Raw genomic sequence first — 22803 nt, 5'->3', positions numbered from 1 at the left:
TTCGGGCAATGAAATGCGGGATATTAGCCGTTCAGGGAATCAATGGCGGCTTTGGTGTGGGCAACGTAGAGCTGCTGGATGTCGTCGATCTCACCCAGACCATTGATCTGGCAGTCGATGGAGTCGAAGGCACCGGCGGCCTTGAACTGGCTCAGCCAAGAATCGGCGTCCTCACCGGCCATATCGTTGTTGGCGTGGTCACCGGCAACGACCATCAGCGGGCGCAGGACGACCTTGGTATAACCGGCAGCCTTGACGGCTTCGATCACGTTCTCACAAGCGGTCTCCTCCGGCTCGCCTTCGACGGTGCCGATGAAGATGTTGCTGTAGCCAAGGGTGTCCATGGTGGTCTGCATCTGGCTGTAGCTGACCTTTGCGGTGTGAGAGGTGCCGTGGCCCATGAAGACGAAGGCCACACCGTCGGCAGCAGCGGCGTCGAGGCTGTCGTAACCGGCTTCCTTCACGGCAGCGGCGGTCACAGCCTTGGCAACGGCTTCCTTATCAGCGTTGATGACGGCAGCGTCGGAACCGACCTCGCCCAGCAGGGGCTCTGCCACGGCGACGGATTCGAACTTGTCGCGGTAGGAGTCGATCATCTCCATCATCTCGTCGTACTCGGCGCCGTGCATCAGGTGGGTGGGCTGGACCACGAGGTTCTTCACACCGTTGGCCACAGCGCGGTCCATGGCCTGCTGCATGTTGTCGATCTTCTCGCCGTCACGGGCCTGCACATGGTTGATGATGATCTGGGCGGTGAAGGCACGGCGGACCGACCAATCCGGGTAAGCTTCCTGCAGAGCATCCTCGATGCCCTTGATGTCGGCCACGCGGCTGTCGTTGAAGGAGGTGCCGAAGGAGACCACCAGCAGCTCATTGTCGCCGATGTTATCCTCGTTGCGGCTGTCGTCCTTGGAGGCATCGCCGGTGTCGCGGCCAAAGTAATCGGGGTCGGCCTCTTCGCCCTCGACCAGCTCCTTCTGTGCGTCGGTCAGAGCGTCCCAAGCGGCCTTGGCGGCAGCGCACTGCTCGTCGGTGTTGTCGTTGCGCTCCTGCACATAGATGGCGTCGATCAGATCGGCAACGTTCTTTGCAGCCAATTCATCTGCCTCCTCACTGGAAACTTCGCTGGATGCGGCGGCAGAGCTTGCCACGCTGGAAGCAGCGGTGCTGGATGCAGACCCGCCGCAGCCGGTGAGCACACCGGCGCAGAGGGTGAGGGCGGTCAGAGCGGCCGCCGCCTTGTGGATCGTACGTTTTCTCATGTTCTGTGTTCCTTTCCTGTTTTGGATACATTCGTTCGAACCGGACAGAAGGGTACAGGAAAGAGAACCTGACCAAACAAAAAGGCCCCTTTTGTTTGCGGGATGGCAAAACAAAAAGGACCCTTTCCAGTGATTCAGGCTTTTTGGGTACAACCAATTCCTCGTGATTTGGAGCATACGCTCCCGTACCAACAACCGGCAGGTTTCCTGACTGAAAGATCACCGCCCTCCGCCGCCTTCCCGGAGCAGATGCTCCAGTGACCGGTGCCCAAAGCACCCGGACGGGGGACTCCCTTATCACAGTGACGAGATCGTGCGGGATTGTGCACCCGCTTCCCTTTTAACGTTTCTGCCCTCCGCTTATCAGCAAAATGACGAAACGCACCGACTGTTTTCTATTCAGTTCGCTAGAAAGTATAGCACACACACGAGAAAAACGCAAGCGATCACAGCCATTGCCGCAACACGTCGTTCAGCTTGTTCAGGTCGAGGGGTTTTGCGATGTGATCGTTCATGCCCGCATTGCGGGAGAGGACGACATCCTCGGCAAAGGCGTTGGCCGTCATGGCAACGATGGGGATGGTCTGCCCGCCGTGGAGCGTCTGGGCCCGGATGGCGGCGGTGGTTTCGTAGCCGTTCATCAGCGGCATCTGGATGTCCATGAAGATCAGATCGTAATAGCCGACGGGGGCTGCTGTGAACTTTTCTACGGCCTCCCGGCCGTTTTCGGCACACTCGATGGAGACGCCGGTCATCCCGATGATCTCCTTGGCGATCTCGCGGTTCAGCTCGTTGTCCTCCACCAGAAGGATGCGCTTGCCGGTGTAATCGCAGCGGGCCAGCTCGTCCAGTTCGTTCCGGTCGGCGGCGTTCGGTTTGCCCGCCACGAGATTTTTCAGCGCGGCGGTCAGGCGGGAGCGGAAGAGCGGCTTTGTAATGAAGTCGTTGACCCCGGCGGTGCGGGCCTCGTTCTCGATATCCGTGTAGTCATAGGCCGTCAGCACGACGATGGGCAGTGCCTTGCCGAGTTTCTGCCGGATGCGCCGGGTCAACTCGACGCCGTTCATGCCCGGCATCTTCCAGTCCACGAGGACGGCGAAGTAATCGTTGTGTGCCTCGTGGTGGGCCGCGGCGCGGGCGACGGCTTCCTCGCCGGAGGTGGTCCACTCGCCGTCGATGCCCACTTCCTGCAGCATCTCGACCGTGCTCTCGCAGCACAGCACATCGTCATCCACCACGAGGACCGGCAGATGGACCAGCTCGTCGATCTGCTCGGTGGAACGGTTTTGCAGCTTCAGGAAGATGGTCACGGTGAACTTGCTGCCCTTGCCCAGCTCGCTTTCTACGTCGATGGTGCCGTTCATCATGTTCACGGCGTTCTGGGCGATGGCCATGCCGAGGCCGGTGCCCTGAATTTTGGTGGTGCGCTTGTCGTCCGCGCGGGTGAAAGGCTCGAACAGGATCTTCTGGAACTCCGGTGTCATGCCGATGCCGTTGTCTTTCACGGTGAACTGGTAGCAGCCTACGCCGGGGGAGCGGGTCGGCTGCTCAGCGATGGAAAAGACGATGTGGCCGCCGTCCGGGGTGTACTTGATGGCGTTGCTGAGGATGTTGGTGATGACTTGCTGGATGCGCAGACTGTCGCCGTAGACGTCCTCATGTTCCAGCTTGTGCAGGTGGACATCGAGGCTGTGGCCGTGGGCGGCGATGTTGCCCTTGTTGATGCCGATGAGGTCGTCCACCAGTTCGGCCAGATTGAACGCTTCCTCGTTGAGCACGACCTTGCCGCTCTCAATGCGGGACATATCCAGCACTTCGTTGATCAGGCCGAGCAGATGGTGGCTGGACTGGGTGATCTTCCCCAGACAATCGGCCACCCGCTCCGGGTTGTTGATGTTGGCCCCGGCGATGGCTGTCATGCCGACGATGGCGTTCATGGGGGTGCGGATGTCGTGGCTCATGTTGGAAAGGAACTCGGTCTTGGCGCGATTGGCGCGGTTGGCCGCGTCGTAAGCATCCTTGAGGGCCTTGCGGGAGGCGATCTCCGTCTTCTTTTCCTGCGTGACATCCTGTGCGACGAAGAGGGCCTGTTCCACCACGCCGTCCTTCCACGAGACGGGCAGAATGGCCATGGTCTTGAACTGGGTCTCATCTTTGGTGCTGTACTCGAAGCGGTAGATGTCGTCCGGGGTGCGGAGCTGCTGGCGCAGGTGAGCGGGGGAGAGGCTCTCTTCTAACGTCCGCTCGCCGCCGATGGGCTGGAACTGCGCGAGGAAGTAGGCCACAAGGTCGTGGTAGCAGCCGCTGGAAGGGCGGCTGGCGGCGGAGATCATGTTGTAGAAAGTGTATTCATCCGTGGAAAGGTTGCACAGGAAGTACCGATCCACGAGCTTGACCGTGCTTTGCAGCAGCATGTCCATGGCCTTGTTCTGCTGGGTCAGCGCGGCGATCTGGGCGGCCTCCTTTTTGGAGTCGGTGATGTCGCGGATGAAGACGATGGCATAGCGGGGGTCTCCGGCGGTCTCGCCGGGCATGACGACGTTCCGCACCCAGCGTTCCTCGCCGTTCAGCCGGAGGCGGCACTCAAAGCTCAACTCCGGGCGGTTCTGCCGGAAGCGCTCGATGATGTAGCTGCGGTCAAAGATCATGGCCACGGCGTCCCGGTCTGCGGGCGCAATGAAGCGGTCGCGGTAGGAGCAGACCAGCGCATCCCACGAGGGCTGCTCGAAGGCGCTCAGAAAGGAGGGAGCCTCCTTGAGGGGGTCGAAATGATCGGTCTGGAGATCAACGTAATATTCGCAGAGGTTGGATTCCGTGTAGGCGCGGTGGAAGGCCTCGCTCTTTTTGACGAGAAGTTCCGCCTTTTTCTCCTTGTCCACATTGACGAAAACGCCCACGAAGCGGCGGATGGTGCCGTTCAGGCGGCGGCTGGCCTCGGCGCTGTCCCGGAACCACTCATAATGGCCGTCGGGCAGACGCATCCGGTACTCGACATCGTAGGGGCTGGCACCGGTCCGGTCAGAGAGGGAGCGATCCAGTGCGGCCAGCACCGGGTCCCGGTCATCCGGGTGGATGAGGGCAGACCAAGCGTCCAGCGTGTTGGGAAAATCCAGAACGTCGTGGTAGCCCAGCATCCGGCGGAACTCGTGGCTGTAGACCACGCCGGTGGGGGAACCGGCGGGGTCGCAGTCGATGTACCATATGCCGGACCGCATGACGCTGTTGACGAGGTGGAGGTTCTGGCGGACCCAGTCCATCTGGGCGGAAAGGATCCAAATGGGGGCGCCGTCGCTGTTGGTGGAGTCCATTTTGTACAGCCGTGCAAAAATGGGCACGCCGTCCTTCGTCAGCAGCTGGCCGTCGCCGTCTGCGGTGATGAGGGGCCAGCGCTCCGGCGCCAGAAAGCTCTGGTTCTCGCCGTAGAACAGCGCCCGGAGCGAACAGCCGGTGACACGGCAGAAATCTTCGTATTCGTAACCGAGGTTCTTTAAAAAGAAACCGCTCACATCCGTGATGGTGAGCGCTTCATCATACAGGCCTGCCACTACGCCGACCGGCTGGCTGCGCTGGACGGTGTTCTGGATGGCGGCGATGCTTTCGGGGGTCAGCTTGGAGGCGTTCTGGGAGTAGAGGACATCCTCCTGCAGAGTGGTACACTCCATATGTAAATCTCCTTCGAAAAATGTCGAAAATCATACGCTTGATACTTCATTTTCATTTTACCACTGCGGCAGGGCCTTGGCAAGGAATTTGGCCATTATAATAGGTATAAAACCGGAAAAACGGCTACCGAAAACAGAAAGCGGAAAAATTTTGAAAAAAGCTGTCGCAGAGTGTTGACAGGGGAGGTGGGATGTGGTAGTATAGAGCCGCAGAATGGAGGCGGACGAGAGAAAGCCTACGGACTGCAGGAAAGGTTTTCTGAATTGAATATCCTCGGCAAAGCAGTCGAAAGACTGTGACGCAAAGCTATAGGGCCTGTAAAATGGCAGCCAGTTGCTTCTCGAACAGAACACAACCATGTGGAATGTCGAGTGACCCTCATCTGAATTTCAGGTGTTGATTTGTCGAGTGTATCAGCAGATCAGCACCTTTTTTATTGTAATTCTTCTCTTACGGAAGAAGGACGTCAAAACTGAATATTCTCGGCAAAGCAGTCGAAAGGCTGTGACGCAAAGCTATAGGGCCTGTAAAATGGCAGCCAGTTGCTTCTCAAAACGGACACGCGGTGCCCGCCCTTTGAGCGACCTCCATCTAGGAATACTAGGTGTCGATTTGCCGAGTGTGTTTTTGCAGATCGACACCTTTTTTCGTAGGGTCACTCAAAAGAGGGTAATACGATGCGTAACACTACGAAAAACGTCCTGAAGAACCTGCTCCTGTGCGCTGCAATGTTCTGCCTGATGATGGTCATGGCAATGCCCGCACACGCTGCAACTTCCAATGGCGCCGAGCTGCTGAGCCTCATCAACAACGAGCGCGCAGCCAATGGCATCGCTCCTCTGACCATCGGTAGCACCGAACTGAACGCAGCCGCTCAGGCCCGTGCCGAAGAGCTGGCAACCAACTACTCCTACAACCGCCCCAATGGTAGCCGCGAGTTCACCGTCCTCGCTGAGTACGGCGTCAATGAGATCGAAGTTGGCGAGAACTACTGGGCAGCTTCCGATTCCGCTGAAGATGTCTTCGAAACTTGGAACCGTTACGATTTCTTCCGTACCCGCATGATGAGCAAGGACGCCACCCACGTTGGCATCGGCTACTACGAAGGCGGCGAGTACGGCAACTACTGGGTCATGATCTTCACCTACGCTCCCAACACCAGCAACAACCAGTTCGCACAGGAGCTCCTGACTCTGGTGAACAACGAGCGCACCAAGAACGGCCTCTCCGCTCTGGCTCTGGGCGATGCAAACCTGAACGCAGCCGCTGAGAAGCGCGCACAGGAGGTTGCAAAGACCGCTTCCCACACCCGCCCCGATGGCACCAACTGCTTCACCGTTCTGGGTGAGTATGGCGTCAAGCAGACCGGCGAGGGCGAAGGCGAGAACATCGGCTGGGGCGAAGCTTCTGCTCAGGAAGTGTTCGACTCTTGGATGGCTTCCGACAGCCACCGCGCAAACATTCTGAACCCCTCCGCTACCGAGATGGGCGTTGGCTACTACTTCGATGCCACTTCCGCTTGGGGCCACCAGTGGGTGCAGCTCTTCGTCTGATAAGAGCTTCTTCAAAATGATATCTCCGTGCTTCAAATAAATCCGGGGGAAGGTCCGGCACGAGCATCCGCTCGTGCCGGGCTTTTTCTTTGTGCGGATTTATGCTATACTAAACTTGAGCAATTGCAGAAAACAGGAGGAACCAGCGTGGAGGATTACCGCACCGTCCGGGGCACAGCCATCGGCGAATACGAAGAGAAGAAGAGCCGCTTCATTGCGCAGCTCTCGTTTGCAGACAGTGAGGAAAAGGCCGTGGCCTTTCTGGAGCAGGTGCGGGCGGCCAACCGCACGGCGCGGCACAACGTGTACGCTTACCGTCTGCGGGAGGGCAACCGGGAGCGCTATTCCGACGACGGCGAGCCCGCCAAGACGGCCGGCACCCCTGCGCTGGAGGTGCTGCAGCACAGCGGCCTGACCGACCTGATCGTGGTGGTCACCCGGTACTTCGGCGGCGTGCTGCTGGGCACGGGCGGCCTTGTCCGTGCCTACACCACCGCCACGGCCCGTGCGCTGGAAGCCGCCGAGGTCGTCACGGTGCGCAGCGTGGTGGAGCTGGAAGTCACGGTGGACTACTCGCTTTATGAGCGGGCGGCTCTGCTCATCAACGGGGCGGGGGCGAAGCTTGCAGACCCCCAGTTCACCGACCGCGTGACCCTGTGCTGGCAGATGCCCGAAGGCACAGAGCCGCCTTTGCTGGAACAGCTCCGGGAGCTGACGCGGGGCGCAGCGCAGGTGCGCGTTTCGAAGCCGTTTTACGCACCCTTTTAAGAGGTGGAAGCCAGCAGCTTGACCGCAATGCCAAGGGCTCCCCTATTAGGGGAGCTGGCACGCGAAGCGTGACGGAGAGGTTTATTTTTTGGAGTGACAGCGATTTTCCCCCTTCGACAGGGCCGTTTTGCTAAAATAGCGGCGGGGAAGGGGGCGCAGAAACGAAAGCGAGGGATTTCGGATGGATGTACGCCAGCGTACCGAAGAGATCGAGCGGCTGACCTTTGCCCCATGGGCGACCTTCAGCGATGCCAGCCGGGGCCGGGCAAGGCCGGAGCCGCAGGACCCCATCCGCCCCGTGTTCCAGCGGGACCGGGACCGCGTGCTCCACTGCAAGGCGTTCCGGCGGCTCAAGCAGAAGACGCAGGTCTTCCTCTCGCCGGAAGGCGACCTCTACCGCACCCGGCTGACGCATACGCTGGAAGTTTCGCAGATCGCCCGCACCATTGCCCGCGCCCTGCGGCTGAACGAGGACCTGACCGAAGCCATCAGTCTGGCCCACGACCTTGGGCACACTCCCTTCGGCCACGCGGGCGAAAGCGCGCTGGACAAGCTCTGCCCGGACGGCTTCAAGCACTACCGCCAGAGTCTGCGGGTCGTGGATAAGCTGGAAAAGGACGGCAAGGGCCTGAACCTGACGTGGGAGGTGCGCAACGGCATCATCACCCACACCAAGGGCACATGGGCGGCCACGCCGGAAGGGCGCATCGTTCGGATGGCGGACCAGATCGCCTTCGTCAACCACGATATCGAGGATGCGGTCCGCGCCGGGGTGCTGGACCCGGCCACCCTCCCCAAGGAGTGCACGGCGGTGCTGGGCGAGACGAAATCCCAGCGCATCACGACCATGATCAACAGCATCCTGCTCCACAGCGACGGCGATGTGGCCGTGGGCAGCGAGGAGGAAGAAGCCTTCCTCGCCCTGAAGGATTTCATGTACGCCAACGTCTACACCGACCGCACCGCCAAGCGGGAAGAGCAAAAAGTGGAAAAGGTCCTCACGGAGTTGTACGAGTATTACCTGACCCACATCGACCAGATGTCCAACTTCTACTTGCAGCTGGCCTATCAGGAGGGCAGGGACCGGGCCGTGACCGACTACATCAGCGGCATGAGCGACGAGTTCGCCATCCGAACCTTTGAGGATGTGTTCGTGCCCCGCAAGTGGCACGTATTATAAAAGGAGCAGGGAAAAGACAAAATGATCCCACACGAATATATTGAAGAGCTGACCCGCCGGACGGACATCGTGGATCTGGTGGGCAGCTATGTCCAACTGAAACGGAAGGGCCGCCTGTACGGCGGGCTGTGCCCCTTCCACAGTGAGAAGACCCCCTCGTTCTATGTTTACCCGGACACCCAGAGCTTTTACTGCTTTGGCTGCGGGGCGGGCGGCGACGCCATCACCTTTGCGAAAAAGATCAACAGCATCAGCTATGGCGAGGCCGTCAAGCTGCTGGCTGGCCGCGCCGGGATGCCGGAACCGCAGGAGGACGACAAGACCGGGCGGATGCGCAGCCGTATCCTCTCGATGAACAAGGAGGCCGCGCGGTTCTTCCATGCCTGCCTGAACTCCACGGTGGAGGAGGCCCGTCAGGCCCGCGCCTACTGGCGCCGCCGCGGCTTGGACGATAAGACCATCGTTCGGTTCGGCCTCGGCTATGCCCCCAACGACGGACAAGCTCTGTATCAGTTCCTGCGGGATAAGGGCTACAACCAGCAGGAGCTGGACGCCAGCGGCCTGTTCAAGCGCAGCCAATCGGGCCGCATCTACTGCCTGTTCTGGAAGCGGGTCATGACGCCCATCTTCGATCTGCGCGGCAACATCATCGCCTTTGGCGGGCGCGTGCTGGACGACTCCAAACCGAAATACGTCAACAGCCCAGAAACGCTGGTCTATCATAAATCGGAGACGGTGTTCGCGCTCCAGATCGCGAAAAAGAGCGCGTCCCGGCGGTTCGTCCTCTGTGAGGGCTACATGGACGTCATCAGTATGCAGCAGGCGGGCATCGATACCGCCGTCTGCGCCTGCGGCACGGCTCTGACGCCGGAGCAGGTGCGGCTCATCAGCGAGTACGCGGAGGAGGTCATCCTCAGCTACGACTCGGATGAAGCGGGCCAGAAGGCGACCCTCCGCTCGCTGGAACTGTTCCGGAACAGCCCGGTGCGGGTGGGGGTGCTCCAGATCCCCGGCGCAAAGGACCCGGACGAGTACATCAAAAAATACGGGGCCGAGCGGTTCCAAGCCCTGCTGGACGGCGTGGGCAACGCGCTGGATTTCCGGCTCAAGCGGCTGCGGGATCAATATGACCTGAAACAGGATGCCCAGCGGCTCGAATACGTCCGCGAGGCCGTGGACATGTTGGCCGAACGCTCCAACCCCACGGAGCAGGAGGTCTACGCCGGGCGGCTGGCCGAGGAGACGAACATCTCCAAAACGGCCATCATGACCCAGTTGGCTTCCGCCGTGAAAAAGGCGGGCAACAAGCGCCGCAGGGACCAGAACCGCGCCCGGCTGCACTCCGGTGAGATGAACCAGATCAGCGTCCCCTACAGCGCGGGTGGCTCACAGGCGCTGGGCGTGGCCTCGGCGGAGCAGCGGCTCTTGGCAGCTCTGCTGCGGGAGCCGAGCTACATCCCGCAGGTGCGGGCCCAGCTCTCACCGGACAAGTTCCTGCTGCCCCAGCAGAAAGAGCTGTATCAGGCCATGCTGGACTGCCAGCAGCAAGGGGTGGAGGTCAGCCTTTCCACCCTCCACGGCTTTGTGCAGAGCGAAGAAGCACTGAATGAACTGAGCCGTCTTGCGGCACAATACAGTGATGTCAACTGTACCCCGGAAGACATCGGGTTTTATCTGGACCGTATCGCCCGCGGGACCCCCATGGCGAACAAGGCGGCCCAGATGTCGAATGAAGATCTAGAACGATATCTCCAGTCGATGCGAGAAAAGAAACAGGGCAGCGCCCCTGCGGAAGACTGAACTGCTCCCTTTCCTCCCGGCTGGAGTCGGAAGGAGAAGGAATTATGCGGAAAATGTCGCAAACAGAGGAATTGGCAAAGATCTTGGCGGCTCGTGCCCGGCGGCACACCCTGACGCCGGAACAGGTCAGCCGTGCGATGGACGAGCAGGATTATGACGTTGCCGGGCTGGATGCGCTGTATGCGGAGCTGGAAGCCCGCGGCATCCGCGTGGCCGAGGAGGAACCGGATGTCCCGCTGCTGGACGAAGCGCAGATCGGGCGGTTGGAGCATGAGCTCTCAGCGGAGGGCGTTGCGCTGGATGACCCGGTGAAAGCCTACCTGAAAGAGATCGGCCGGGTGCCGCTGCTTTCCGCCGAAGAAGAGCGGGCACTGGCCCGTGCCGCCAAGGCAGGGGACATGGAAGCCCGGCAGAAGCTCAGCGAAGCGAACCTGCGGCTGGTGGTCTCGGTGGCCAAGCGCTATGCGGGCCGGGGGCTGCCCTTCCTTGACCTCATCCAAGAGGGCAACCTCGGCCTGATGAAGGCGGCGGAAAAATTTGAGCCGGACAAAGGATTCAAGTTCTCCACCTATGCAACGTGGTGGATCCGCCAGTCCGTCACCCGCGCCATCGCCGACCAAGGCCGGACCATCCGCATCCCGGTGCATTTGGTGGAGCACATCAACCGGGTCAAAAAGACGGCGGGGGAGCTGCTTCGGAAAAACGGCCGGGAACCGACGGCGGAAGAGATCGCCGTCCGTTTGGAGATGGAGCCTGACCGGGTGCGGGAGCTTTTGCAGTTGTCGCAGGAACCCATCAGCTTGGAAACGCCGGTGGGGGAGGAGGAAGACGCCCATCTGGAGGATTTCATTCAGGATGAGGAGGCCGGGGTCCCCGTGGACGAAGCGGGCCACCAGCTGCTGCGGCAGGAGTTGATGAACGTCCTCAAGAGCCTGACGCCCCGCGAGGAGCGGGTACTGACCCTGCGGTTCGGTCTGGACGACGGCCAGCCCCGCACCTTGGAAGAGCTGGGGCGGGAGTTCAACGTCACACGGGAGCGCATCCGCCAGATCGAAGCCAAGGCCCTGCGCAAGCTCCGCCACCCCAGCCGCGCCAAACGGCTGAAGGATTATCTGGAATAAGAACGATGCAAAAGCACCCTGCCGGCCGGGGTGCTTTTGCTTTGCGGAAAACAAGAGTCAACCTGTACAAAATGCACAAGGGTGTTTTAGGTGAGAACGTGCAAAAACAAAAAATCAAGGCCCAAAACAAGCAAAGCATACACGCTTCCGTGTGTGCGGAGAAAGAAGGCGCTTGACAAAAAAATTGGCCTGAAATGCGAAAAATGACTTGACAACAAGGCTTTATGGGTGTATACTGCGTTAGTATCACATAATGGCCTAGTGCGCCAAAAAGGGAGTTTGTATTCGACCGGCCGAAAGGCACGGGAGGAAAAGTTTGTGAAAAACGCCGAACTTCCTTCGAGGATACGGGTTGATTTATGTGTGTCTGCTCAAATTTGACCCGTATAACGCAACATCCGTAGAGTATAAAAGTAAGGAGTGGTTGATTTTATGATGAAAGTCAAGCCCGTAAAGCTCGGTAAAACCGAGCGCATGAGCTTCTCCCACATCGACGAAGTCATCAGTATGCCGAACCTGATCGAGGTCCAGAAGAACTCTTACCAGTGGTTCTTGGACGAAGGCCTGAAAGAGGTCTTCCACGATATCGGCACCATTGAGGACTACACCGGCAATCTGGCGCTGAGCTTCGTGGACTTCCGTCTCGATAAGGAGCCTAAGTACAGCATCAAGGAGTGCAAGGAGCGCGACGTGACCTACGCCGCCCCCCTGCGCGTGACGGCTCGTCTGCTGAACAAGGAGACTGGTGAGGTCAAGGATCAGGAGATCTTCATGGGAGATTTCCCCCTGATGACCGATGCCGGTACCTTCGTGATCAACGGTGCTGAGCGTGCGATCGTCAGCCAGCTGGTCCGTTCTCCCGGCGTATTCTACGGAGATGCCAAAGATAAAGTCGGCAACGATCTGTACAGCGCGACCATGAACCCCAACCGCGGCGCATGGCTGGAGTATGAGACCGATGCCGCCAACGTGTTCTATGTCCGCATCGATAAGAACCGCAAGCTGCCCGTCACCGTGCTGTGCCGTGCGCTGGGTCTGTCCACCAATGAGGACATCCTGAACTTCTTCGGCGACGATGAGCGCATCCTCGCCACGCTGGAAAAGGATACCACCAAGAATCAGGAAGAGGGTCTGCTGGAAGTTTACCGCAAGCTGCGCCCCGGCGAGCCTCCCACGGTGGAGTCCGCTACCAGCCAGATCAACATGCTGTTCTTCGACCCGCGCCGCTACGACCTGTCTCGTTTCGGCCGTTATAAGATGAACAAGAAGCTCTCTCTGGCCCGCCGCATCACCGGCTTTGTGGCCGCTGAGAACATCGTGGCTCCCCTGACCGGTGAGGTCATCGTCGAGGCCAACGGCAAGATTACCCGCGAGCTGGCCGAGAAGGCTGACAACGCCGGTGTGGATACCGTCGTCCTGCTGATCGAGGGCAAAAAGGTCAAGGTCATCACCAACGGCTGTGTGGACGCACAGGGCTTCTTCTCCTTTGATGTCAAGGAGTGCGGCATCAACGAGCGCTGCTCCTTCGATGAGATCAAGAAGATCCTCGACACCACCTCCGATGTGGAGGAGCAGAAGGAAATGCTCCGCCGCAACCACGACCAGCTGATCGGCCGCACCGTCACCGTGAAGGACATCCTGTCCTCCATCAACTACCTGAACGGTCTGGGCCACGGCGTCGGCACCACCGATGATATCGACCATCTGGGCAACCGCCGTATCCGCAGCGTCGGTGAGCTGCTGCAGAACCAGTTCCGCATCGGCTTCTCCCGCATGGAGCGCGTCATCCGTGAGCGCATGACCCTGCAGAGTCAGGATCAGAGCGTCATCACTCCGCAGGCGCTGATCAACATCCGCCCGGTCGTTGCCGCCATCAAGGAGTTCTTCGGTTCTTCTCCGCTGTCTCAGTTCATGGATCAGAACAACCCTCTGGCTGAGCTGACCCACAAGCGCCGTCTGTCTGCTCTGGGCCCCGGCGGTCTGAGCCGTGACCGCGCAGGTTTCGAAGTCCGCGACGTTCATTACAGCCACTACGGCCGTATGTGCCCCATCGAGACTCCTGAAGGCCCGAACATCGGTCTGATCTCCTATCTGGCATCCTATGCAAAGATCAACGAGTACGGCTTCGTGGAAGCTCCGTACCGCAAGGTCAAGAAGACCTACGACGAGAATGGCCGCCTGATCGATCAGGTCGTCACCGACGAGGTCGAGTATATGACCGCTGACGTCGAGGATGAGTACGTTGTTGCTCAGGCCAACGAGCCGCTGGACGAAGGCAAGCACTTCATCCGTCCCCGCGTTTCTGCCCGCCGCCGCGACGACATTCTGGAAATCGACGCCGAAAAGGTCGATTACATGGACGTCTCGCCCCGAATGATGGTCTCTGTTGCAACCGCCTGCATCCCCTTCCTTGAGAACGATGACTGTAACCGTGCTCTGATGGGTTCCAACATGCAGCGTCAGGCCGTGCCTCTGATGGTCACCCAGCAGCCCATCGTTGCTACCGGTATGGAGTACAAGGCTGCTACCGACTCCGGCACCGCCGTTCTGGCAAAGAATGACGGCATCGTGGAGAAGATGGACGCCGATCATGTGGTCGTCCGCAACGAGCAGGGCACTCTGGATAACTACCCGCTGGTCAAGTTCGCCCGCTCCAACGCTGGCACCTGCATCAACCAGCGCCCCATCGTCGAGGTGGGCGAGAGCGTCAAGGCCGGTCAGGTTCTGGCCGACGGCCCCGCTATGCGCAATGGCGAGATCTCTCTGGGCAAGAATGCTCTGATCGGCTTCATGACTTGGGAGGGCTACAACTACGAGGACGCCGTCCTGCTGAATGAGAAGATCGTCCGTGAGGACGTTTACACCTCTATCCACATCGAGGAGTATGAGACCGAGTCCCGTGACACCAAGCTCGGACCCGAAGAGATCACCCGCGACATCCCCAACGTTTCGGAGGATGCCCTGAAGGATCTGGACGAGCGCGGCATCATCCGCATCGGTGCCGAGGTCAAGAGCGGCGACATTCTGGTCGGTAAGGTCACCCCGAAGGGCGAGACCGAGCTGACCGCTGAGGAGCGTCTGCTCCGCGCCATCTTCGGCGAGAAGGCCCGCGAAGTCCGCGATACCTCTCTGCGCGTGCCTCACGGCGAGTACGGCATCATCGTGGATGTCAAGGTCTTCACCCCGGAGAACAGCGATGAGCTGCAGCCCGGCGTCCGCGAGGTCGTCCGCTGCTACATCGCGCAGAAGCGTAAGATCAGCGTCGGCGATAAGATGGCCGGCCGCCACGGCAACAAGGGTGTCGTTTCCCGCATCCTGCCGCAGGAGGATATGCCCTACCTGCCCGACGGCACCCCGCTGGACATCGTGCTGAACCCGCTGGGCGTTCCTTCCCGTATGAACATCGGTCAGGTTCTGGAAGTCAACCTCGGCTACGCAGCTAAGGCTTGCGGCATCAAGGTCATGACCCCTGTCTTCGACTCCGCCCGTGAGGCCGACATCGGCGATACCTTCGATACCGCCCGCGAGCTGTGGCACGGTGAGAATGCTCCGGCTTATCCCACCAAGCTGCCCAAGATCATGGGCGAGAAGGGCCATATCATCGACTTCTCCAAGATCGAGCTCGACCGCGACGGCAAGACCACCGTTTACGATGGCCGTACCGGTGAGAAGTTCGATAACCGCGTCACCGTCGGTTATATGTACTACCTCAAGCTGCATCACCTCGTTGACGATAAGATCCATGCACGTTCCACCGGCCCCTACTCTCTGGTCACCCAGCAGCCTCTGGGCGGCAAGGCCCAGTTCGGCGGCCAGCGCTTCGGCGAGATGGAAGTCTGGGCACTGGAAGCTTACGGCGCCGCTTACACCCTGCAGGAGATCCTGACCGTGAAGTCGGACGACGTCGAGGGCCGTGTCAAGACCTACGAAGCCATCGTCAAGGGCGAGCCCATCCCGCAGCCGGGCATCCCGGAATCCTTCCGCGTCATGCTGAAGGAACTGCAGTCTCTGGGTCTGGACGTCGTGGTTCAGGACAAGGAAGGCAACGAGATCGATATGCGCCAGAACTTCGACGACGAAGAGACCGGCTTCGATATGCGTGACGTTGCAGGTTCCGAGACTGTTACCAACGAGAACGAGCTGCTCAACGATTACACCATCAAGGACGCCGACGCAGGTTTCGATGATCCTTCCGTGCTGGACGATGACGAGGCTGCTCCTGCAGCAGAGTCCTCCTCCGACGAAGTGAATTTTGACGACTAAACCCCGGACAAGCTGCCCACCCCGCTGCGGCGCGCGTGCTGCCGCCGCATAGGGCGGGGGAGAGCAGTGGGTTTTTACGTCAGCGAGCATCGAAACAACGAGAGATTAAGAAAGGGTTCGTTTCATGGAAAACAACGTTTTCGATTCCATTAAGATCGGCCTTGCTTCTCCGGAGCAGATCCGCAACTGGAGCTACGGTGAGGTCAAAAAGCCTGAGACCATCAACTACCGCACCCTGAAGCCGGAGCGCGACGGCCTGTACTGCGAGCGCATCTTTGGACCGACGAAGGACTGGGAGTGCCACTGCGGTAAGTACAAGCGCATCCGCTATAAGGGCAAGATCTGCGACCGCTGCGGCGTCGAGGTCACCAAGGCGAAGGTCCGCCGCGAGCGCATGGGCCACATCGAACTGGCCGCGCCCGTCAGCCACATCTGGTATTTCAAGGGCATCCCCAGCCGCATCGGCCTGATGCTGGACATCAGCCCCCGTCTGCTGGAGAAGGTCCTCTACTTTGCAAGCTATATCGTCACCGATCCCGGTCTGACTCCGCTGGAAAAGAAGCAGCTGCTGACCGAGAAAGAGTACCGCGAGATGCGTGAGCGCTACGGCGACGAGTTTGAGGCATCCATGGGTGCCGAGGCCATTCAGGAGCTGCTGAAAGAGATCGACCTCGATCAGTTGAGCGCTGAACTGACCGCCGAGGTCGAAAAGTCCTCCGGCCAGAAGAAGGTCCGCATCCTGAAGCGTCTGGAGGTCGTTGAGGCCTTCCGCATCTCCGGCAACCGCCCGGAGTGGATGGTCATGGACGTTCTGCCCGTCCTGCCTCCCGACCTGCGCCCCATGGTCCAGTTGGACGGCGGCCGCTTTGCGACTTCCGACCTGAACGACCTGTACCGCCGCGTCATCAACCGCAACAACCGTCTGCGCCGTCTGCTGGAGCTGGGCGCTCCCGACATCATCGTGCGCAACGAGAAGCGGATGCTGCAGGAGGCTGTTGACAGCCTGATCGACAACGGCCGCCGCGGCCGCCCGGTCACCGGCCCCAGCAACCGTGCGTTGAAGAGCCTTTCCGACATGCTGAAGGGCAAGCAGGGCCGCTTCCGCCAGAACCTGCTGGGCAAGCGTGTTGACTACTCCGGCCGTTCCGTTATCGTCGTCGGCCCTGAGCTGAAGATGGACCAGTGCGGTCTGCCCAAGGAGATGGCTCTGGAGCTGTTCAAGCCCTTCGTCATGAAGGATTTGGTCGAGAAGGGCGTGGCCAACAACATCAAGTCCGCCCGTAAGATGGTCGAGCGCGCAAAGCCCGAAGTCTGGGACAGCTTGGAGACCGTCATCAAGGGCCACCCGGTCCTGCTGAACCGCGCACCTACCCTGCACCGTCTGGGCATTCAGGCCTTCAACCCCGTGCTGGTGGAGGGCCGTGCCATCAAGCTGCACCCGCTGGCATGTACCGCATTCAACGCCGACTTCGACGGCGACCAGATGGCAGTTCACCTGCCGCTGGGTGAGGATGCCTGCCGCGAGGCGAAGATGCTGATGCTGGCTTCCGGCAACCTGCTGAAGCCTTCCGACGGTGCTCCTGTTACCGTCCCGACGCAGGATATGATCCTTGGCAGCTACTACCTGACCACCGTTCGCGAGAACGAAGAGGGCGCAGGCAAGATCTTCCGCGACGAGAACGAGGCTCTGATGGCATACGCTGAGCATGTCGTTACCCTGCACGCACCCATCAAGGTCCGCCGCACCATGACCATTGACGGCGTGGAGCACACCGGTCTGGTGGATGCCACCGTCGGCCGCATCATCTTCAACACCCCCGTGCCCCAGAACCTCGGTTATATCGACCGTACCGATCCGGAGCACTGGCTGGAGTATGAGGTCAGCTTCCGCGTGACCAAGAAGACCCTGCCGGACATCATTTCCCGCTGCATGACCCGCAACGGCACCCGCACCTGCGCTAAGATGCTGGATGCCATCAAGGCACAGGGCTATAAGTATTCCACCCTGTCCGCCATCTCCGTTGCTGTCTGCGACGCCGTCATCCCGCCCCAGAAGGACGAGCTGATCGCCGACGCCGACAAGCAGGTCTCTCAGGTCAACAAGCTGTTCAACCGCGGCCTGATCTCCGAGAACGAGCGCTACACCCAGACCATCAACATCTGGCAGGCAACCACCGATAAGGTCTCCAAGGCTCTGGCAGCAAACCTGCCCAAGGACAACGAGATCTTCATGATGGCAGACTCCGGTGCACGTGGTTCTATGAACCAGATCAAGCAGCTGGCCGGCATGCGCGGTCTGCTGGCAAACACCGCCGGTAAGACCATCGAGATGCCCATTCGTGCCAACTACCGTGAAGGTCTGAACATCTTGGAGTACTTCGTTTCTGCGCGTGGTGCTCGTAAGGGTCTGGCCGATACCGCTCTGCGTACCGCCGACTCCGGTTACCTGACCCGCCGCATGGTCGATGTCTCTCAGGAAGTCATCGTCCGTGAGATCGACTGCGGCACCACCGACGGCCTGTGGGTCTCCGAGATCCACGAGGGCAAGGAGAAGATCGAGAGCTTCCGTGAGCGTATCATCGGCCGTTATGCCGTGGGCGACGTGGTCAACCCCGTCACCGGCGACGTCATCGTGCCCGAAGGCAAGATGATCGACCTGTACGATGCCAACGACATTGAGGCTGCCGGCATCACCAAGCTGAAGATCCGCAGTCTGCTGACCTGCCGTGCAAAAGTCGGCGTCTGCGCACACTGCTACGGCAGCGATATGGCAAACGGTGAGCCCGTCCAGCTGGGCGAGTCCATCGGCGTCATCGCAGCAGAGTCCATCGGTGAGCCCGGTACTCAGCTGACCATGCGTACCTTCCATACCGGCGGTATCGCATCGGCAGAGGATATTACGCAGGGTCTTCCCCGTGTTGAGGAGCTGTTCGAGAGTCGCCGCCCCAAGAGCATGGCCATCATGAGCGAGATCTCCGGTGTCGTCTCTCAGGACGATACCAAGAAGAACGTCGTCATCAAGGTCACCGGCCACGATGAGAGCGGCGCCGAGGTCGTGAAGAGCTACTCCATCCCGTTCACCCAGCATGCACGTGTCATGCCCGGCGACCGTGTGGAGAAGGGCGACGTCATCACCCGCGAGGGTGTCCTGTATCCGCAGGATATTCTGGCTATCAAGGGCCTGAGCGATGTGCAGAACTATCTGATCAGCGAGGTCCAGAAGGTCTACCGTCTGCAGGGCGTTGAGATCAACGACAAGCATATCGAAGTCATCGTCCGCCAGATGTGCCGCAAGGTCCGCGTGACCGACTCCGGTTCTTCCGACCTGATCGGCGGTGCGCTGGCCAACCGCCTCGAAGTTGAGAACATCAATGCCGAGCTCCAGAAGCGTATCGACGCTGGCGAAGAGGGCATCAAGCTGGTCGAGTATCAGCAGGTGCTGCTGGGCATCACGAAGGCTGCTCTGGCAAACGAGTCCTTCCTGTCTGCCGCTTCCTTCCAAGAGACGACCCGCGTGCTGACCGAAGCCGCCATCAAGGGCAAGGTCGATCCGCTGGCTGGCCTGAAGGAGAACGTCATCATCGGTAAGCTGATCCCGGCTGGTACCGGTCTCCCGGAAGTCCGCGAGGATCTGAAGCGCCGTGAGGCTGAGCGCGACGAGGCCGTTGCTGCTGAGCTGGCTGCTGCAAACCAGCAGTAAGCGCTGACGGGCTAAAAATTCCATAAACGCAATGCCGCCCCGCGGGAGAATGCTCCCGCGGGGCGGTTTTTTGAATAATTGCAATTTTTTCTGGAAAAACTGTTGACATTCCGAATCAGAACGAGTATTATATAACTGTTGCGCGTCCCTGTAGGGGAAGTGTGGCAAAAAAGTCGGAAAGAATCCGATGTTCATCATTAAGAAAGGAGAAACAAAATGCCTACTTTTAACCAGCTTGTACGCAAAGGCCGTCAGGTTCTGGCTACCAAGAGCACCGCTCCCGCACTGCTGAAGAGCTACAATTCTCAGAAGAAACAGTATTCTGATCTGAACAGCCCCCAGAAGCGTGGTGTCTGCACCGCTGTTCGTACCATGACCCCGAAGAAGCCTAACTCTGCTCTGCGTAAGGTTGCTCGTGTCCGCCTCACGAATGGTATTGAGGTCACCTCTTACATTCCCGGTATCGGCCATAACCTGCAGGAGCACTCCGTCGTGCTGATCCGTGGCGGCCGTGTTAAGGACCTGCCCGGTGTGCGTTACCACATCATCCGTGGTACCCTGGATACTCAGGGTGTGGCAGGCCGTAATCAGGCCCGCTCCAAGTACGGCGCGAAGCGTCCTAAGGCCGGTGCTGCGAAGAAGTAATTAAGGAACGAACCGCCATAAACGGCTTTCCATTATATAAATAACAAGTCCGCCTTGTGCGGAGGGTAACGGTTTATGTAAGGTCAGCTCTTTGTGACACAACGGGAGTTTTATTACTTTCGAGTACCGATGATATCATTCTGTGAAGGAGGGAAGAAAGATGCCTAGAAGAGGTAACATTGCTAAGCGCGATGTCTTAGCTGATCCTATTTACAATTCCAAGATGGTCACCCGTCTGGTCAACAGCGTGATGCTGGATGGCAAGAAGGGCGTCGCTCAGAAGATCGTTTACGAGGCTTTCTCCATGATTCAGGAGAAGACCGGCAACGATCCTCTGGAAACTTTCGAGAAGGCGATGGAGAACATCATGCCCAGCCTCGAGTGCAAGACCCGCCGTGTCGGTGGTGCAAACTATCAGGTTCCTCTGGAAGTCAGCCCCGCCCGCCGCGAGACTCTGGGTCTGCGTTGGTTGACCGCTTACAGCCGCAGCCGTGGTGAGAAGACCATGGCTCAGCGTCTGGCTGCCGAGATCATGGATGCTGCCAACAACACTGGTAACGCCGTGAAGAAGCGCGAGGATACCCACAAGATGGCCGAGGCCAACAAGGCTTTCGCTCATTTCCGTTATTGATCTGTTCTGTAGGAGGTTAATTTCATGGCTACTCCCAGAGAAGTTTCTCTTCAGATGACGAGAAATATCGGCATTATGGCTCATATCGATGCCGGCAAGACGACCACTACCGAGCGTATCCTGTACTACACCGGTATCAACCATAAGATCGGTGAGGTCCACGATGGCGGCGCCACGATGGACTGGATGGTTCAGGAGCAGGAGCGTGGTATCACCATCACTTCCGCTGCTACCACCTGCTACTGGTCTCACTCCGAGACCCAGAAGGATCCGGTCGCGTTCAAGAAGAATCGTCACCGCATCAACATTATCGACACTCCGGGCCACGTTGACTTCACTGTTGAGGTTCAGCGTTCTCTGCGTGTTCTGGACGGTTCTGTAACCGTTCTGGCTGCAAAGGGTGGTGTCGAGCCTCAGTCTGAGACCGTTTGGCGTCAGGCTGATGAATACAAAGTCCCCCGTATGGTGTACGTCAACAAGATGGACACCATGGGTGCTGACTTCTTCCGCTGCATCAAGATGCTGCATGATCGTCTGCACGCCAACGGCGTGGCCATCCAGCTGCCGATCGGTCAGGAGGATACCTTCCGCGGTATCGTTGACCTCGTTGACATGAACGCTGAGGTCTACTACGACGATATGGGCAACGACATGCGCTGCGAGCCCATCCCCGAGGACATGAAGGAGCAGGCTGAGGAGTATCGCAACATCCTCGTTGAGGCTGTTGCCGAGAACGACGAAGTCCTGATGGAAAAGTACCTCGAGGGTGAGGAGATCACTCGTGAGGAACTGAAGGCTGCTATCCGCAAGGAGACCATTGCAAATACTCTGGTTCCCGTTACCTGTGGTTCTTCCTACAAGAACCGCGGCGTTCAGAAGCTGCTGGATGCGATCGTTGACTATATGCCCGCCCCGACCGACGTCGAGGACATCAAGGGCGTGAATCCGGAGACCGAAGAGCAGGAGACCCGTCCGTCTTCCGACGACGCTCCCTTCGCCGCTCTGGCCTTCAAGATCGCTACCGACCCGTTCGTTGGTAAGCTGGCATACTTCCGTGTTTACTCCGGTAAGGTTGAGGCAGGTACCACTGTCTACAACTCCGTGAAGGACACCAAGGAGCGTATGGGCCGCATCCTGCAGATGCACTCCAACCACCGCAAGGATATCGACTGCTGCTACGCAGGTGATATCGCTGCCGTTGTCGGTCTGAAGAACACCACCACTGGTGATACTCTGTGTGATGAGAATCATCCCATCATTCTGGAGTCCATGAAGTTCCCTGAGCCCGTTATCCGCGTCGCCATCGAGCCGAAGACCAAGGCTGGCAACGAGAAGATGGGCATCGCGCTGGCAAAGCTGGCCGAAGAGGATCCGACCTTCAAGACCTACACCGACGAAGAGACTGGCCAGACCATCATCGCAGGTATGGGCGAGCTCCATCTGGAGATCATCGTTGACCGTCTGCTGCGTGAGTTCAAGGTCGAGGCAAATGTCGGCGCACCTCAGGTCGCTTACCGTGAGACCATCCGCAAGGAGGCCAATCAGGAGACCAAGTACGCTCGTCAGTCCGGTGGTAAGGGCCAGTATGGTCACGTTAAGATCAAGATCGAGCCCAATGAGCCCGGTAAGGGTTACGAGTTCGTCAACGCCATCGTTGGCGGCGCGATCCCGAAGGAATACATCCCTGCTATCGACAACGGTATTCAGGGTGCTATGAAGTCCGGCGTTCTGGCTGGCTATCCTGTCGTTGACGTCAAGGTCACCCTGTGGGATGGTTCTTATCACGAGGTCGACTCCTCTGAAATGGCCTTCTCCATCGCTGGTTCTATGGCGTTCAAGGATGCTATGCGCAAGGCTGATCCTATCATCACCGAGCCTATCATGAAGGTTGCTGTTATCGTTCCCGATGAGTATCTGGGCGATGTCATCGGCGACCTGAATGCTCGCCGCGGCCAGATTCAGGGTATGGAAGCTATGGCTGGCACCCAGCGTGTCAACGCTTTTGTTCCTCTGGCTCAGATGTTCGGCTACGCAACCGACCTGCGTTCCAAGACGCAGGGCCGTGGTCAGTATGTCATGGAGCCGTCTCACTACGAGCCGGTGCCCAAGAACATTGCCGACCAGATCATTGCAGGCCGTACCAAGGCTTGATTGCCTTAAATTAAAAGAGAATTTTGCCGGGGTGGTGTAGCTCCGGCAAAATTTCCTGTAAAAACA

Annotated in this window: 12 protein-coding genes and 3 riboswitches; of the genes, 10 read left to right on the top strand and 2 right to left on the bottom strand. The window is 59.1% G+C overall.

Annotated features, from left to right (window positions below; translation table 11 throughout):
- Positions 1–23 precede the first annotated feature (23 nt).
- Together C4N23_RS01160 and C4N23_RS01155 are read right to left on the bottom strand one after the other, a co-directional pair.
- On the bottom strand, positions 24–1262 hold the full coding sequence (locus tag C4N23_RS01160; protein WP_112143469.1) for a sirohydrochlorin cobaltochelatase: 1239 nt from the start codon (positions 1260–1262) through the stop codon (positions 24–26).
- 180 nt (positions 1263–1442) lie between these two features.
- Positions 1443–1666, bottom strand: a riboswitch (cobalamin riboswitch).
- 42 nt (positions 1667–1708) lie between these two features.
- Entirely contained in the window at positions 1709–4924 is a 3216-nt protein-coding gene (locus C4N23_RS01155) for a hybrid sensor histidine kinase/response regulator (protein WP_112143467.1), read from the bottom strand.
- Positions 4925–5190: 266 nt separating this feature from the next.
- A riboswitch (cyclic di-GMP riboswitch) is annotated at positions 5191–5266 on the top strand.
- A 133-nt stretch (positions 5267–5399) separates the two neighbouring features.
- Positions 5400–5475, top strand: a riboswitch (cyclic di-GMP riboswitch).
- 127 nt (positions 5476–5602) lie between these two features.
- Between C4N23_RS01155 and C4N23_RS01150 the strand changes: the two genes are divergently transcribed.
- From C4N23_RS01150 to fusA, 10 genes are all read left to right on the top strand, one after another.
- On the top strand, positions 5603–6478 hold the full coding sequence (locus C4N23_RS01150; RefSeq protein WP_112143465.1) for a CAP domain-containing protein: 876 nt from the start codon (positions 5603–5605) through the stop codon (positions 6476–6478).
- Positions 6479–6625: 147 nt separating this feature from the next.
- Positions 6626–7246, top strand: coding sequence for an IMPACT family protein (locus C4N23_RS01145; RefSeq protein WP_112143463.1), 621 nt, complete (start codon positions 6626–6628; stop codon positions 7244–7246).
- 181 nt (positions 7247–7427) lie between these two features.
- On the top strand, positions 7428–8426 hold the full coding sequence (locus C4N23_RS01140) for a deoxyguanosinetriphosphate triphosphohydrolase (RefSeq protein WP_097838598.1): 999 nt from the start codon (positions 7428–7430) through the stop codon (positions 8424–8426).
- A 21-nt stretch (positions 8427–8447) separates the two neighbouring features.
- Positions 8448–10226: a DNA primase gene (gene dnaG, locus C4N23_RS01135; protein WP_112143461.1), complete on the top strand. Its 1779-nt coding sequence runs from the start codon at positions 8448–8450 to the stop codon at positions 10224–10226.
- Between the two features lie 44 nt (positions 10227–10270).
- Positions 10271–11347 carry an RNA polymerase sigma factor RpoD gene (rpoD, locus tag C4N23_RS01130; RefSeq protein WP_112143459.1) on the top strand — a complete coding sequence of 359 codons (1077 nt, stop codon included), beginning with the start codon at positions 10271–10273 and terminating at the stop codon, positions 11345–11347.
- 432 nt (positions 11348–11779) lie between these two features.
- Entirely contained in the window at positions 11780–15610 is a 3831-nt protein-coding gene (rpoB, locus tag C4N23_RS01125) for a DNA-directed RNA polymerase subunit beta (protein ID WP_055188468.1), read from the top strand.
- A gap of 124 nt (positions 15611–15734) precedes the next feature.
- Positions 15735–19310, top strand: a complete 3576-nt coding sequence (gene rpoC, locus C4N23_RS01120; RefSeq protein ID WP_055188465.1) for a DNA-directed RNA polymerase subunit beta' — start codon at positions 15735–15737, stop codon at positions 19308–19310.
- 216 nt (positions 19311–19526) lie between these two features.
- The gene (gene rpsL / locus C4N23_RS01115; RefSeq protein WP_005940205.1) at positions 19527–19955 is read left to right on the top strand and encodes a 30S ribosomal protein S12; all 429 of its coding nucleotides are present in this window, start codon (positions 19527–19529) and stop codon (positions 19953–19955) included.
- Positions 19956–20115: 160 nt separating this feature from the next.
- Entirely contained in the window at positions 20116–20586 is a 471-nt protein-coding gene (rpsG, locus tag C4N23_RS01110) for a 30S ribosomal protein S7 (RefSeq protein WP_005930552.1), read from the top strand.
- Positions 20587–20610: 24 nt separating this feature from the next.
- The gene (fusA, locus tag C4N23_RS01105) at positions 20611–22737 is read left to right on the top strand and encodes an elongation factor G (RefSeq protein WP_112143457.1); all 2127 of its coding nucleotides are present in this window, start codon (positions 20611–20613) and stop codon (positions 22735–22737) included.
- Positions 22738–22803 lie beyond the last annotated feature (66 nt).

Origin of the sequence: Faecalibacterium hattorii (genome assembly GCF_003287455.1) — a bacterium.
In the GTDB taxonomy this organism is placed as follows: Bacteria; Bacillota; Clostridia; order Oscillospirales; family Ruminococcaceae; genus Faecalibacterium; species Faecalibacterium hattorii.
This window is presented reverse-complemented; position numbering and strand designations above follow the sequence as displayed.

What these genes read in the sequence shown, in the direction of transcription:
- C4N23_RS01160 (WP_112143469.1), bottom strand. Translation starts at nt 1,262, where the DNA reads ATGAGAAAACGTACGATCCACAAGGCGGCGGCCGCTCTGACCGCCCTC.
- C4N23_RS01155 (WP_112143467.1), bottom strand. Translation starts at nt 4,924, where the DNA reads ATGGAGTGTACCACTCTGCAGGAGGATGTCCTCTACTCCCAGAACGCC.
- C4N23_RS01150 (WP_112143465.1), top strand. Translation starts at nt 5,603, where the DNA reads ATGCGTAACACTACGAAAAACGTCCTGAAGAACCTGCTCCTGTGCGCT.
- C4N23_RS01140 (WP_097838598.1), top strand. Translation starts at nt 7,428, where the DNA reads ATGGATGTACGCCAGCGTACCGAAGAGATCGAGCGGCTGACCTTTGCC.
- dnaG (WP_112143461.1), top strand. Translation starts at nt 8,448, where the DNA reads ATGATCCCACACGAATATATTGAAGAGCTGACCCGCCGGACGGACATC.
- rpoD (WP_112143459.1), top strand. Translation starts at nt 10,271, where the DNA reads ATGCGGAAAATGTCGCAAACAGAGGAATTGGCAAAGATCTTGGCGGCT.
- rpoB (WP_055188468.1), top strand. Translation starts at nt 11,780, where the DNA reads ATGATGAAAGTCAAGCCCGTAAAGCTCGGTAAAACCGAGCGCATGAGC.
- rpoC (WP_055188465.1), top strand. Translation starts at nt 15,735, where the DNA reads ATGGAAAACAACGTTTTCGATTCCATTAAGATCGGCCTTGCTTCTCCG.
- rpsL (WP_005940205.1), top strand. Translation starts at nt 19,527, where the DNA reads ATGCCTACTTTTAACCAGCTTGTACGCAAAGGCCGTCAGGTTCTGGCT.
- rpsG (WP_005930552.1), top strand. Translation starts at nt 20,116, where the DNA reads ATGCCTAGAAGAGGTAACATTGCTAAGCGCGATGTCTTAGCTGATCCT.
- fusA (WP_112143457.1), top strand. Translation starts at nt 20,611, where the DNA reads ATGGCTACTCCCAGAGAAGTTTCTCTTCAGATGACGAGAAATATCGGC.